At 72.4% G+C, this 13697-nt stretch carries 12 protein-coding genes; 9 read left to right on the forward strand and 3 right to left on the reverse strand.

Features of this window, described 5'->3' with window-relative positions:
* Positions 1-73 precede the first annotated feature (73 nt).
* Both OG689_RS23770 and mqnP read left to right on the forward strand, forming a co-directional pair.
* Positions 74-1531: a menaquinone biosynthesis decarboxylase gene (locus OG689_RS23770; protein WP_266322929.1), complete on the forward strand. Its 1458-nt coding sequence runs from the start codon at positions 74-76 to the stop codon at positions 1529-1531.
* Positions 1528-2436, forward strand: a complete 909-nt coding sequence (gene mqnP / locus OG689_RS23775) for a menaquinone biosynthesis prenyltransferase MqnP (protein WP_266322930.1) — start codon at positions 1528-1530, stop codon at positions 2434-2436. Before OG689_RS23770 ends, mqnP begins: the two co-directional genes overlap by 4 nt.
* A 284-nt stretch (positions 2437-2720) precedes the next feature.
* Here the strand turns inward: mqnP and OG689_RS23780 are convergent, their stop codons facing one another.
* On the reverse strand, positions 2721-5105 hold the full coding sequence (locus OG689_RS23780; RefSeq protein ID WP_266322931.1) for a right-handed parallel beta-helix repeat-containing protein: 2385 nt from the start codon (positions 5103-5105) through the stop codon (positions 2721-2723).
* A 175-nt stretch (positions 5106-5280) separates the two neighbouring features.
* Here OG689_RS23780 and OG689_RS23785 point away from each other — a divergent pair, with 175 nt between their 5' ends.
* Positions 5281-5667 carry a VOC family protein gene (locus OG689_RS23785; RefSeq protein ID WP_266322932.1) on the forward strand — a complete coding sequence of 129 codons (387 nt, stop codon included), beginning with the start codon at positions 5281-5283 and terminating at the stop codon, positions 5665-5667.
* 17 nt (positions 5668-5684) lie between these two features.
* Here the strand turns inward: OG689_RS23785 and OG689_RS23790 are convergent, their stop codons facing one another.
* Together OG689_RS23790 and OG689_RS23795 are read right to left on the reverse strand one after the other, a co-directional pair.
* Positions 5685-6401, reverse strand: coding sequence for an MOSC N-terminal beta barrel domain-containing protein (locus OG689_RS23790; protein ID WP_266322933.1), 717 nt, complete (start codon positions 6399-6401; stop codon positions 5685-5687).
* Between the two features lie 203 nt (positions 6402-6604).
* Entirely contained in the window at positions 6605-7351 is a 747-nt protein-coding gene (locus tag OG689_RS23795) for a cyclase family protein (RefSeq protein WP_266322934.1), read from the reverse strand.
* Positions 7352-7418: 67 nt separating this feature from the next.
* Here OG689_RS23795 and OG689_RS23800 point away from each other — a divergent pair, with 67 nt between their 5' ends.
* The 6 genes from OG689_RS23800 to OG689_RS23825 all read left to right on the forward strand — a co-directional run bounded on the left by OG689_RS23800 (position 7419) and on the right by OG689_RS23825 (position 13594).
* A complete protein-coding gene (locus OG689_RS23800; protein ID WP_266322935.1) occupies positions 7419-8105 on the forward strand; it encodes a UbiX family flavin prenyltransferase in 687 nt (228 codons plus the stop codon).
* 119 nt (positions 8106-8224) lie between these two features.
* On the forward strand, positions 8225-8686 hold the full coding sequence (locus OG689_RS23805; protein ID WP_073924403.1) for an Lrp/AsnC family transcriptional regulator: 462 nt from the start codon (positions 8225-8227) through the stop codon (positions 8684-8686).
* A 4-nt stretch (positions 8687-8690) separates the two neighbouring features.
* Entirely contained in the window at positions 8691-9677 is a 987-nt protein-coding gene (locus OG689_RS23810; RefSeq protein WP_266322936.1) for a threonine/serine dehydratase, read from the forward strand.
* A 47-nt stretch (positions 9678-9724) separates the two neighbouring features.
* On the forward strand, positions 9725-10888 hold the full coding sequence (gene mqnE, locus OG689_RS23815) for an aminofutalosine synthase MqnE (RefSeq protein WP_266322937.1): 1164 nt from the start codon (positions 9725-9727) through the stop codon (positions 10886-10888).
* 114 nt (positions 10889-11002) lie between these two features.
* A complete protein-coding gene (locus OG689_RS44865) occupies positions 11003-12508 on the forward strand; it encodes a L,D-transpeptidase family protein (protein ID WP_323189323.1) in 1506 nt (501 codons plus the stop codon).
* Positions 12509-12649: 141 nt separating this feature from the next.
* Complete coding sequence (locus OG689_RS23825; RefSeq protein ID WP_266322938.1) at positions 12650-13594, forward strand: beta-ketoacyl-ACP synthase III; 945 nt, start codon at positions 12650-12652, stop codon at positions 13592-13594.
* Positions 13595-13697: the final 103 nt, after the last annotated feature.

The raw sequence follows: 13697 nt of genomic DNA on the forward strand, positions 1-13697 counted from the left end.
GGCGGTGATCTCCCCCGGAGACAGGTGGGCCCCTTGACCGGCCCAGGCTATCGGGTGGCGGATACTGACTGGCATGGCATACGACGATCTCCGCTCGTTTCTCCGGGCGCTGGACCGAGAAGGCGACCTCAGGCGGATCAAGGCCGAGGTGGATCCCCATCTGGAGATCGGCGAGATCGTCGACCGGGTGCAGAAGGCCAAGGGCCCGGCGTTGCTCTTCGAGAACGTCAAGGGCGCGGCGATGCCGCTGGCGATGAACGTCTTCGGCACCGAGCGCCGGCTGGCCAAGGCGCTGGGCCTCAAGGGTCCGGAGGAGATCTCCGAGAAGATCGCCGGCCTGCTGAAGCCCGAGCTGCCGCAGGGCTTCACCGGGTTCCGGGACGCCTTCGGCAAGCTGGCCTCGATGGCCCACGTGCCGCCGAAGAACGTGAAGTCGGGCGACGCGCCGGTGCACGAGGTGGTGCTCACCGGCGACGACGTCAACCTGGACGACCTGCCGGCGCTGTTCACCTGGCCGCTGGACGGCGGCTCCTTCTTCAACCTCGGGCTGACCCACACCAAGGACCCGGACTCCGGCATCCGCAACCTCGGCCTGTACCGCCTGCAGCGGCACGACCGGCGGACCATCGGCATGCACTGGCAGATCCACAAGGACAGCCGCAACCACTACGCGGTGGCCGCCAAGCGCGGTGAGCGCCTTCCGGTCGCGATCGCCTTCGGCTGCCCGCCGGCCGTCACGTACGCGGCCACCGCGCCGCTGCCCGGCGACATCGACGAATACCTGTTCGCGGGCTTCGTGGCCGGCGAGCGGGTGCGGATGGTCGACTGCAAGACCGTCCCGCTGCAGGTGCCCGCCGACGCCGAGGTCGTGCTGGAGGGCTGGCTGGAGCCGGGCGAGATGCTGCCCGAGGGCCCGTTCGGCGACCACACCGGGTTCTACACGCCGCAGGAGCCGTTCCCGGCCCTGACCATCGACTGCGTGACGATGCGGCAGCGGCCGATCCTGCAGTCGATCGTGGTGGGGCGCCCGCCGACCGAGGACGGCCCGCTGGGCAAGTTCACCGAGCGGTTCTTCCTGCCGCTGCTGAAGATCATCATCCCGGACATCGTGGACTACGACCTCCCCGAGGCCGGCGGCTTCCACAACTGCGTGATCGTCTCGATCGACAAGAAGTACCCCAAGCACGCGCAGAAGGTCATGCACGCGATCTGGGGCGCCCACATGATGTCGCTGACCAAGCTGATCATCGTGGTGGACGCGGACTGCGACGTGCACGACTACCAGGAAGTGGCCTGGAGGGCGCTCGGCAACACCGACTACAGCCGGGACCTCTCGGTCGTCGAGGGGCCGGTCGACCACCTGGACCACGCGTCCTACCAGCAGTTCTGGGGCGGCAAGGCGGGCATCGACGCCACCCGCAAGCTCCCCGAGGAGGGCTACACCCGCGACGGCGGCTGGCCCGAGATGGTCGCCTCCGACCCGGAGACGGCCGCCCTGGTCACCAAGCGCTGGAAGGAGTACGGGCTGTGAGCGCCACCGCCGACCTCTTCGAGGCCCCGCCGCCGAACAAGGCCAGGGCCTTCCTGCGGCTGGTCATGATCGAGCACTCGGTGTTCGCCCTGCCCTTCGCCTACATCGCGGCGCTCACCGCGATGTTCCTCACCGACGAGCGGGTGCACTGGTCCACGCTGCTGATCGTGACCGTCTGCATGGTCGGTCTGCGGACCTTCGCGATGGCCGCCAACCGGATCATCGACCGCGAGATCGACGCCCGGAACCCGCGCACCGCCGGCCGCGAACTGGTCACCGGTGCCGTCTCCGTGCGCACCGCCTACATCGGTTCGGCGATCGCCCTGGTGGTCTTCCTCGGCGCCGCCGCCCTGCTCAACCCGCTCTGCCTGGCGCTCGCCCCGGTCGCGGTCGTCCCGATGGTGGTCTATCCGTACGGCAAGCGGTTCACCGACTTCCCGCACGCGATCCTCGGCCTGGCCCAGGCGATGGGCCCGGTCGGCGCCTGGCTGGCCGTCACCGGCAGCTGGTCCTGGGACGCCGTGGTGCTCGGCCTCGCGGTCGGCGTCTGGATCGGCGGCTTCGATCTGATCTTCGGCTGCCAGGACGTCGCCGCCGACCGCGCCGAGGGCGTCCGGTCCGTGCCCGCCCGCTTCGGCATCGCCGGCGCCCTGTACGGGGCCCGGGTCTGCCACGTCCTCACCGTGCTGCTGCTCGGCTGGTACGCCGTCCTCACCGACGCCGGCCCGGCCTTCTGGGTGGGCCTGCTCGTGGTGGTCTGCGCGTTCGTCTACGAGCACTCGATCGTCAAGCCCGGCGACCTCTCGCGACTCAACCGCGCCTTCTTCACCACCAACGGTTTCGTCGGCATCTCGCTCTTCGTCTTCGCCCTGCTCGACCTGGTGGTCCGGGGGCTTGGCGTCTGACGCCCGGCCCCCGGTGCCCGGCCTTGGGCGTCGATCTCGCACCACGGACCGGTACGGCTCGAACGGCCTTACCGGTCCGCCGCGTCGATCACCGGCGGAGCGGCCGCCCGTGCACCCAGGCCGGCCGGCGGTCGGCCTTCGCCCCCGGGGCCGTGGCAGGCCTTCGTGACGGCCGCAGCAGACGGCGAGTCGGACCGGGCCCGGCCGTACGACGGCGGGCGTGACGGCGGCGGCCCCGCACCCGGTGGGTTCCGGGTGCGGGGCCGCCGTTGTACGGAGGTGCCTCAGGGGGCCTGGTAGCCGGAGACGTCGACGATCACGTGCACCGGGGCGTCGCTGGCGTTGTAGAACGACACCCTGCCGTCCTTGACCGGGACGACGACCTGGTTGGCGATCGTCTGGCCGGTGGTCCAGTTGAGGTTGGAGGAGTCCGGCGCGGCCGAGCCGTGCGGGTAGACCGTCAGGTGGCCGGGGCCGCCGGGCTCGGTCACGGTGACGTTCAGCGTCACCGAGGTCACGTTCGGGATGTTCATCGGGACGACCAGCGTGTCGCGGGCCGCGACGGCGCCGGCCGGGCGGTTGCTGCCGTCCTCGTAGTACTGGGTCTCACGGGTGTCCATCGTGCGCCACGGCCCGACGGGGCGGTACGTGTCCTTGCCGTCGGCGCTGTAGTAGCCGGCGAGGTCGGCGATCACGTGGGTGGTGCCGAAGGAGACGTTGGCGAAGGAGACCTTGCCGTCCTTGACGGGGACGGTGACCAGGTTGGGGATGGTGGTGCCGGCCGTCCAGTTGAGGTTGGAGGCGTCCGGCTGCTTGTCCCCGTGCGGGTAGACCGTGAGGTGGCCGTCCTGCTTCGGGTCCGTCACCGTGACGTTCAGGGTGACCGCCGTGACGCCGGTGGCCGGAACACCGGCCACGCCGGCGACCTGGAGGTCGACGCCGCTGTTGGCCGCCACGGGAGCGGCCTGCGGGACGCCGATCGGGGCCCGGGTGTCGAGCAGGCGGGTGGGGCCCTTCGCGGTGAAGACGCTGCCCTTGGCGCTGTAGTAGCCGGCGAGGTCGGCGATGACCTGGGTGGTGCCGAAGGAGACGTTGGCGAAGGAGACCTTGCCGTCCTTGACCGGCACGGTGACCAGGTTGGGGATGGTGGTGCCGGCGGTCCAGTTGAGGTTGGACGCGGTGGGTGCCTCGTCGCCGTGCGGGTACACGGTGAGGTGGCCCGGCTGCTGGGGGGCGGTGACGGTGACGTTCAGCGTGACGGCGGTGACGCCGGTGGCCGGAACACCGCCGACGCCGGCGACCTGGAGGTCGACGGTGCCGTTGGCGGGCACGGCGCCGGCCGTGGGCACGCCGATCGCGGCGCGGGTGTCCAGCAGGCGGGTCGGCCCGGCCGGGGTGAAGACGCTGCCGAAGTCCTGGTACTCCTGCGCGCCACGGTCCCGGAAGCCTCTGCCGGTACCGGTGTTGGGCACCAGCGGGTCGTCCGCGGCGGGCCAGCCCCAGGCGTCGCCGTTCGCCATGCCCGGCGCGGTCTCGTCGGCGGAGTCGACGATCGGGGAGGTCCTGGTCGTGAAGAGGTCGTTCGGCACGGCGACGAAGTCGTGCGCGCCCTGGCCGGTGGCCGCGGTGAACGCCTGCTGGGTGGTGTAGGTCGCACCGCCCCAGCCGTACGCCGGGCCGCCGCTCGCCGGGGAGACCACGTTGTAGTCGACCTTGCTGCCCGCGACGGCGGCCGCGTCGAGCGAGATCCCGGTGTCCGGGGCGCCCGCTGCGCAGGCCTTGCCGCCGTCCTTGGCGGTGTCGACGACGTTGTTCTCGACGACCGCCTCGGCGGAGGCGCCCTTCAGGGTGATCCCGGGGAAGCAGAGGCTCTCCACGGTGTTGCTCACGATCACGGTGCCGGGGGCATCGCTGACCAGGATGCCGGTCGTGTCCTCGACGCTGTTCGCCCGGATCACGTTGGTCGACAGGACCGTGCCGGTCGAGCCGGCGTCCACCCGGACCACCGGGCCCGCGGCGTACGCGAACCGGCCCTGGGTGAAGCTGACGCCGCTGGAGCCGTTGGTGACCCGGAGCCCGCCGTTCCAGGGATTCACCCGGGTGAAGGCCACGTCGTGCGCGTCGTCCAGTACGACGGCCTCCCGCTGGAGGCCCGCCTCGGTGGACTGCGGGAGGAGGTCCTGGAACCGGATGTGCTGCGCGCCCTTCACGACCAGGCCGTGGCCCGGCGCCGTGCTGGAGAGGGTGACGCCGCCACCCGGGCTGTTCGCGCCGGGGGCCGGGCCGCGGAAGGTGATCGGCGCCTGCTCCGTGCCCGAGCGGGTGACGGTCAGGGTGCTGTCGTTGTACGTGCCGGAGGCGATGTCCACCGTCTGACCCGGCAGGACCACGGCCGCCGCGGCCGTGACGTGGCAGTACGGGACGGCCTGGGTGCCGCTGCCGGCGTCCGAGCAGTGCGCGCCGGCGGCGTTGTTGACGTACAGGGTCGTGACGGCGGCGCCCGCCGCGGTCACGGAGAGGGCCGGCAGGCCGACGCCGAGCAGCGCGGTGCCGACACATACGGCTATTCGTCTCTTGATGATGGTCCCCCAGATGAAATGAGCGGCGGCCGCCGGAGGCGGCCGTTCCCGACCGCCGGACACCGGCCGGGTCGAGAGCGAACGGATCATTTCACAGCGGATCGACACCGGGTCAAGGTGATATCCGGTTGCCCGGATTGTTCCCCTGCTTGTTCGTTCACCGCCCGGGTGACCGCCGATTCGGCGGCGGCTCCTCCGACGGATCCGGGCCCGGGACATTAGCCTCGTCATCGGGACAAAGTCGCGTTATCCGAGGAGGCACACGGTGATCGGCAAGCTGCAGTGCATCGTCCTGGACTGCCACTACCCCGCCGCGCTGGCCCGTTTCTACGCGGCGCTGCTCGGCGGCGAGGTGGACCGGCCGGACCCGCGGTGGTCGCTGGACGAGGACTGGTCGACCCTGCACACCGACGGCGGGCCGGTGGTGGCGTTCCAGCGGGTGCAGGACTTCCACCCGCCGCAGTGGCCGGACCCGGCGCACCCGCAGCAGGTCCACCTGGACATCGACGTGGCGGACATCGAGGCCGCCGAGCGCGAGGTGGTCGCCCACGGCGGTGCGCCGCTGAAGGCGTACGACGGCTGGCGGGTCTACGCGGACCCGGCAGGGCACCCGTTCTGCCTGATCGGCGGTACCGCCGGCTCTCCCGTCTGACGGGCCGGGCGCGGGCGTCAGCAGAGCGTCAGGCTGTCGCCCAGCCGCAGCCGGCCAGGGCGACGGACTTCGGCGAGGGCGTCCAGGTGGCCGTCGTGGGCGGCGAAGATCGCCTTGAGGATCTCGGGGGCGTGCGGCAGTCCCGGTTGCGGGGCACCGGTCATGACGCAGCGTTCGCTGGAGCGGAGGAAGGCGAGCCGGGGGCCGGCGCGGCCGGTGGCGGTGGCCTCCCGGCCGAGCCAGTGGTCCTCGACGAAGGGCGGGGTGCCCGGCGGGGTGCGCAGCAGGATGTTGGGCCGGAACCGGCGTTCGTCGACGACGGTGCAGGGGGCGGCCTCGCGGACCCAGTCGAGGGTGGCGGTGGTGAGAACGCTGACCGGCAGCTGGTCGAAGTGCGACACGGCGTCCTCGCGGGCGAGTTCGACGTCGTCGAGCTGGAGGAAGGCGCGCAGGAAGGTGTCGGGGTCGGTGACCGGGCGGCCGAGCGGGTCGAGGAGGACGGGGCCGTCGAGGCGGTGGCCGAGCCGGGCGCCGAGGCGGAGCAGGCCGTCCATCCGGCGGAAGCGCCGGGTGTTCTTGCCGGAGCCGAGCTTGCCCGCGCCGTCGCGCACGGCGTAGAGCCGGTCCCCGGCCAGGCCGCGTTCGTCCACCTGGACGGAGTCGAGCTGTTCGCCACCGGTGGATTTGACGGGGTAGCGCCAGAGCCGCTCGACCACACCGATGATCTCTGCCATGGCGGGCAGCCTATCGGCGGGTCGCCTTGATGGTCTAGACCAAGGTCCGTGCCGGCTCGGTTCGTTCGGGCCGTCCGGTGCCGGTCGGTCCAGCCGTCCGTCCAGCCGTCCGTCCAGCCGTCCGTCCAGCTGTCCGTCCAGCCGATCCGGGCCACCGAGCGGACGGGCGCGCCGGCCGGTGCCGCTCGGCCGGGCCGGTCCGTTCAGCCGATCCGGGCCACCGCGCGGACGGGCGCGCCGTCAGCCGCGACCAGTCGCAGCGGGAAGAACGAGACCTCCACCGGCGCCCCGGCCGCCTGCGCCGCCAGCAGCGGCGCCAGGTCGGTGAGGTTCTCCGCGATCACCGCGCCGCCCTCGGCGCCGAGCAGCACCCGGTGCGCGGCGAGGCCGCCGGCCTCCTCCGGATGCCCGCCGTCGTGCTCGTCGGCGAGGTCGGCGAGCAGCGCCGCCACCGCCGGGTCCGCCGGGCCCGGGTCGGGCGTCCGGTCGATGCTGAGGGCGTCCACCCCGAGGGTCCGTACGCCGGCCGCGACCACGGCCTCGGCGGCGGCGGGCGTCAGATAGGGGTGCGCGAGGTAGTGGTCGGTGCCCCAGTGGCGGGGCCAGCCGGTGGCCAGCAGCAGGACGGCGCCGGGGGTGACCCGAGCCAGCGCGTCCGCGAGCAGGCCGGGGGTGACGGCGGTGCGCGGCTCCAGGCCGCGCAGGTCGGCGAGCACGGCCGGGCCGGTGAACAGGTCGAGCGGCAGCCCGTCCAGGGTCGGCCAGGTGACGTCCACGTGGTACGGCGCGTCCACATGGGTGCCGGACTGCGAGCCGAGGTGCAGCCCGAGGACGTTGACCCCGGCGGTGGCGGTGGTCAGGGCCGGCCGCAGCTCCACCTCCGGGTCGCCCGGGTAGACGGGCATGCCGGTGGTGAGCGGATGGGTGAGGTCGATCAGCGTCGGCGCCATGGCCCCATCCTCCCGTGCCCGGCGGGCCCGGCGGATCGAAACCTGTGCTGCGTATAGAAATGAGGTCATGAGCGCAGCGAAGTCAGCAGACGGTACGGCGGTCCGGCGGCCGTGGGTGGTGGGGGTCTCGGGAGCGTCGGGCACCCCGTACGCGGCATCGGTGATCCGGGGGCTGCTGGACGCGGGCGAGGCGGTGGACCTGGTGGTCAGCCGGGCGGCCCGGCTCACCATCCTGGACGAGACCGGCATCTCCTTCCGGGACGCGCACTGGCGGCAGGACCTGGCCCGCTGGCTGGGCTCGGACGAGGGCCTGGACGGCGTCCGGCACTGGGCGGCGGGGGACTTCGCGGCCGGCCCGTCCAGCGGCTCCTACCCGGCCAAGGGGATGCTGGTCGTCCCCGCGACGACCGGGGCGGTGGCGGGGATCGCGCTCGGCCTGAGCAAGGACCTGCTCCAACGGGCCGCCGCCGTCACCCTCAAGGAGCGCCGCCCGCTGGTGGTCTGCGTGCGCGAGGCACCGCTCGACGGGGTGACGCTGAAGCACCTGGTGGAGCTGGACGCGCAGGGCGCCGTGGTGCTGCCCGCCTCGCCCGGCTTCTACGCGGGTGGCTCCACGGTGCGCGAGCTGGTCGATTTCGTGGCCGGACGGGTGCTCGACGCGGCCGGCGTGCCGCACGGGATGTACCGGCGCTGGGAGGGCGAGTTGGGGGCGGCCGCCAGGGGAGCCGCAGGGGCGGCCGACACGGTGGAGTGAGCGGGCCTCGACCGGGAGAGTATGTTCTTTGCGATATCCGGGTTGGTCTGCCCATGGCACCTTTGATTCCGGATAATGATCTGTGGGTCTGGTGAGGTTCGGAAGGACGCGGACGGTATATGGACACGGTGGACAGACAGCTCATCCAGGCGCTGCGGGAGAACGGCCGCGCGTCGTACGCCGAGCTGGGCCGGCTGGTCGGCCTGTCCGGCCCGAGCGTGACGGACCGGATCAACCGTCTGGAGCAGGCCGGCGTCATCACCGGGTACCGCGCGACGGTCAACCCGGCCTCGCTCGGCTTCGGTGTCACGGCCCTGATCGGCCTTCAGCTCACCGACGCGGCCGACCACGAGGACGTCGCGCACCGGCTGAAGGAGCTCGGCGAGGTCGAGGACTGCTGGTTCATCGCCGGCGACGACTCGTACATGCTCAAGGTCCGGGTCTCCAACGTGGAGGGCCTGGAATCCGTGGTGAAGCGGCTGTCCGGCACCAAGGGCGTGGCGCGCACCCGGACGACCGTCGTGCTCTCCACCAAGTGGGAGAACCGGGTCAGCGAACTTCCCCTGGACGAGACGGAGTAGAGCGATGGCACTGGTCGGCCTGGAGGAGCTGCGCGCGGCGCAGCGGCGGATCGAGGGCGTGGCCGTCCGCACACCCCTGATGCCCTGCCCCTGGGCCGACCGGGGGCCGGAGGGCGGGGCGGGCGAGCGTCGGCTCTGGCTGAAACCGGAGAACCTCCAGCCGACCGGTGCCTTCAAGATCCGCGGCGCGTACAACCGGCTGGCCGCGCTGAGCGAGGCCGAGCGGGCTCGCGGGGTGGTCGCCCAGTCCAGCGGCAACCACGCGCAGGCGGTGGCGTACGCGGCCCGGCTGCTCGGCCTGAAGGCCGTGATCGTGATGCCGGACACCTCGCCCGCGGTGAAGGTGGCAAGCACCCGCTCGTTCGGCGCCGAGGTGGTGCTGGTCCCGCCGGAGGAGCGCGACACGCTGCCCGCCGAGCTGGCGGAACGGCACGGCTACGTCTGGGTGCCGCCGTACGACGACCCGTGGATCATCGCGGGCCAGGGCACGGTGGGCCTGGAGATCGGCGAGGACGCCCCGGACGAGCTGGACACCGTCCTGGTGCCGGTCAGCGGCGGCGGCCTGATCTCCGGCACGGCGGCGGCGCTCAAGCTGAGCTGCCCGGGCGTCCGGGTGATCGGCGTCGAACCGGAACTGGCCGCCGACGCCCAGGAGAGCCTGCGCACCGGCCGGCGCACCAGCTGGCCGGTGGCCGACACCTACCGGACCGTCGCCGACGGGCTGCGCACCCCCTCGGTGGGGGAGCTGCCCTTCGAGCACCTCCAGGCGTACGTCGACGACATCGTGACCGTCACCGAGGCGGAGATCCGCGACACCGTCGCCCTGCTGGCCCGCAGTGGCCGGCTGGTGGCGGAGCCGTCCGGCGCGGTGGCCCCGGCGGCCTACTTCCACCGGTCGGCCGAACTCGGCGGCCGGGTCTTCGCCGCCGTGGTCAGCGGCGGCAACATCGACCCCGGCCTGCTTGCGGAGCTGCTGGCAACCGGGGCGTAGGCTCGTTCCGGTCAACGAATCGAATGTGCAGGGAGGCGGTCCACCGCATGGACGCAGGGCTGAAGCGCGAGCTGGAGGCGAAGGTCTACGCGGGTGAGCGGCTGACCCGCGAGGACGGGATCGCGCTCTACGAGAGTGACGACCTGGCCTGGCTGGGGGGTCTCGCCCACCACGTCCGGACGCAGAAGAACGGCGACGTCGTCCACTTCAACGTCAACCGTCACCTCAACATGACCAACGTCTGCGCCGCCTCCTGCGCGTACTGCTCGTTCCAGCGCAAGCCGGGCGAGAAGGACGCGTACACGATGCGCATCGAGGAGGCCGTGCGCCTCGCGAAGGCGATGGAGGTCGACTCCCTCACCGAGCTGCACATCGTCAACGGCCTGCACCCCACGCTGCCCTGGCGCTACTACCCGCGGTCGCTGCGCGAGCTGAAGGCGGCCCTGCCGAACGTCTCGCTGAAGGCCTTCACGGCGACCGAGATCCACTGGTTCGAGAAGATCAGCGGCCTGTCCGCCGACGAGATCCTGGACGAGCTGATCGACGCCGGCCTGGAGTCGCTGACCGGCGGCGGCGCGGAGATCTTCGACTGGGAGGTCCGCCAGCACATCGTCGACCACGCCACCCACTGGGAGGACTGGTCGCGGATCCACCGCCTGGCGCACAGCAAGGGCCTCAAGACGCCCTCGACGATGCTCTACGGCCACATCGAGGAGCCCCGCCACCGGGTCGACCACGTGCTGCGGCTGCGCGAGCTGCAGGACGAGACCGGCGGCTTCCAGGTCTTCATCCCGCTGCGCTACCAGCACGACTTCCACGACTCCAAGGACGGCGTCGTGCGCAACAAGCTGATGGCCCGTACGGAGATGGCGACCGGTGCCGAGGCGCTGAAGACCTTCGCGGTCTCCCGGCTGCTGTTCGACAACGTCCCGCACGTGAAGGTGTTCTGGGTGATGCACGGTGTCACCACCGCGCAGCTGGCGCTCAGCCACGGCGCCGACGACATGGACGGCTCGGTCGTCGAGTACAAGATCACCCACGACGCGGACAACTTCGGCACCCCGAACAAGCTCGGCCGCGAGGACCTGCTCGGCCTGATCCGTGACGCCGGGTTCCGCCCGATGGAGCGCAACACGCGGTACGAGATCATCCGCGAGTACGAGGGCCCGGACTTCCAGCGCCGCGAGACCCCGCAGGCAATGCGCCTCTGACCAGCGCAGTTGTCGGCCCCCGACCCCCTCGCGGGTGCGGGGGCCGCATTTTGTGACAGTGTTGCCCGGCCCCGCGGGTTTCCCAACAGCCCCCGGATTTGGCAGGATCGCCGCATGTCCGGATCCCACCGCACTCATCCGCTCCCGCACGCCGGCGCCACAGCGGCGGTCCCGGGGGCACGCCGGGAGCCGGATCCGTACCAGCCCGTCGAGCCGTACCCGTCGTACGGGCAGCCGCAGCAGCCGGCCCAGGGGCAGGACTACGGCTCCTACGACCAGACCTACCAGCAGCAGGCGTATCCGGCCCACGAGGCCTACCCGTCCTCGTACCGGCAGCCCTACGCCGACGGGTACCAGCAGTCGTACCAGCAGCAGTACCCCGCCGAGCCGTACGGGCAGCAGTACCCGGCGTACCCGGGCCAGCAGTCCTACGAGGCGTCAGCGCCCCACGAGGCGCCCACGCCGTACCAGGCTCCCGCGCCGTACCAGGAGTACGGGACGTACGGGGGCGCCGGTGTCTACGAGGCGTCCGAGCCGTACGAGCCGGGCGACGAGGTGTACCTGCGGGGCGGTGCCGGGGACGGCGGCGACGAGTCCTACGGCTCCGGCGGCTGGTTCGAGCCGGTCACGCCGGACGAGCCGCACGCGTCCCAGGGCGGCCACGGACCGGCCGGGCCCGCCGTCGCCGCGAGCGCCGTGCCCGCCCCTGCGCGCGTCTCCTCCGATGCCGCGACGGCCCCCGGTGAGCCGCGGGCCCAGGGGCGTCGGCGCAAGGCGAAGAAGAAGTCCCACGGCGGCGCCCTGACGGCCGGTACGGCGCTGCTGGTCGCCGCCGCTGCCGCCGGCTGGTACACCGTCGGGCCCGGCGGGACGGCCCCGGCGGTCACCGCCGCCGACGGCGGCGGGCCGGACGGCCCCGACGCGGCCGCCCCGGACGCCGCGCCGCAGGCCGCGCAGGCCGCCCAGGCGGCCGCGGCCCACACCGAGGCCCCGGCGGCCGATCGCAGCGAGAACCGCGCCGACGGCTCACTGGTGGCCATACCGGGCCTCGGCCCGGCGTTCACCGCCCGGATACCCGCCACCACCAACCAGGTCGTGCTGGCCTCCGGCAGGAGCAAGGACGGGAACGAGACCACCGTCACCGTCTGGACCAGGACCGCGGAGGGCCGCTGGCTGGCCGGCGAGGCCTGGGCCGGCCACAACGCCTACAAGGGCTGGACCACCGACCACAACGAGGGCGACCTGCGCAGCCCGATCGGCGTCTTCACGCTGACCGACGCGGGCGGCCGCAACGCCGACCCGGGCAGCAAGCTGCCGTACGACAAGGACGCCAACTTCGTGGTCGGCGGCAAGGGCTTCGCGGGCGAGTCGCTCGCGGGCTCCTTCGACTACGTGGTCGCCATCAACTACAACCGGGTGCAGGGAGCCTCCCCGCTGGACGGGCGGCGTCCCAACGGCAGCACCAAGGGCGGCGGCATCTGGATCCACGTCGACCACGGCGGCCCGACCCACGGCTGCATCTCGGTGCCGGAGGACAAGATGGCCCGGTTGCTGCAGTTGCTGGACCCGGCGGCCAACCCGGTCATCGTGATGGGCGACGCCGCCTCACTGGCGGCCTGACCACCGGATACCGGTACTCGACGGCCCTCCTACCGGACCAGGCGCGCCAAGGGCTCTTGTCCGGCCCCTACAGCATCCGGGGGTGGATCCTGTAGCCGGTCGCGACCGGATGACCAGCCGGTAACGGGGTTGAGTGGCTGTATGAGCGGATCCCGCATTGTTGCCCTGGGGCACTACCAGCCTCCCAAGGTCCTCACCAACGCCGAACTGTCGGCGCTGGTGGACACCGACGACGAGTGGATCCGCAGCCGTGTGGGAATCCGCACCCGGCACATCGCGGTGGACGAGTCCCTGGTGGACCTCGCCACCGAGGCGGCCCAGAAGGCGCTGGCGAACAGCGGCCGGTCGGCCGCCGACGTCGACCTGGTGGTCGTCGCCACCTGCACGGCGATCGAGCGCAGCCCCAACACGGCCGCCGCCGTCGCGGCCCGCCTCGGGGTGCCCTCGCCGGCCGCGTACGACATCAACACCGTCTGCTCGGGGTTCTCGTACGCGCTGGCGACCGCGGACCACGCGATCCGGGCCGGCGCGGCCCGGCTGGCGCTGGTGGTCGGGGCCGAGCGGATGTCCGACACCATCGACTGGACCGACCGCACCACCTGCGTGATCTTCGGCGACGGCGCCGGCGCGGCCGTGGTCGAGGCGCAGGAGGAGGGCGGCGAGCCGGGCATCGGCCCGGTGGTCTGGGGCTCGGAGCCGGAGAAGGGCGACGCGGTCGTCATCACCGGCTGGGACCCGACCATCAGCCAGCAGGGCCAGTCCGTCTTCCGCTGGGCCACCACGAAGATCGCCCCGCTGGCCCGGCAGGCCTGCGAGAAGGCCGGCATCGACCCGTCCGAGCTGAAGGGCTTCGTACCGCACCAGGCCAACCTGCGGATCATCGACGCCATCGCCAACAAGCTCGGCGCGCCCGACGCGGTGATCGCCCGCGACGTGGTCGACTCGGGCAACACCTCGGCGGCGTCCATCCCGCTGGCCTTCTCCAAGCTGGTGGAGCGCGGTGAGCTGGCCTCCGGCGACCCGGTTCTGCTGTTCGGCTTCGGCGGCGGCCTGGCGTACGCCGGGCAGGTCGTGCGCTGCCCGTAGACCCCCTTGGGCGGCCCTTGGGCGGCCCCGGGCGCGGCGGGGCCCTGTGCGGCCCCCTGGCGGGCCTGCGGACATGCCGGTGGGCGGGACCCGGGAAGGGTCC

Source organism: Kitasatospora sp. NBC_00240, from assembly GCF_026342405.1.
GTDB lineage: Bacteria > Actinomycetota > Actinomycetes > Streptomycetales > Streptomycetaceae > Kitasatospora.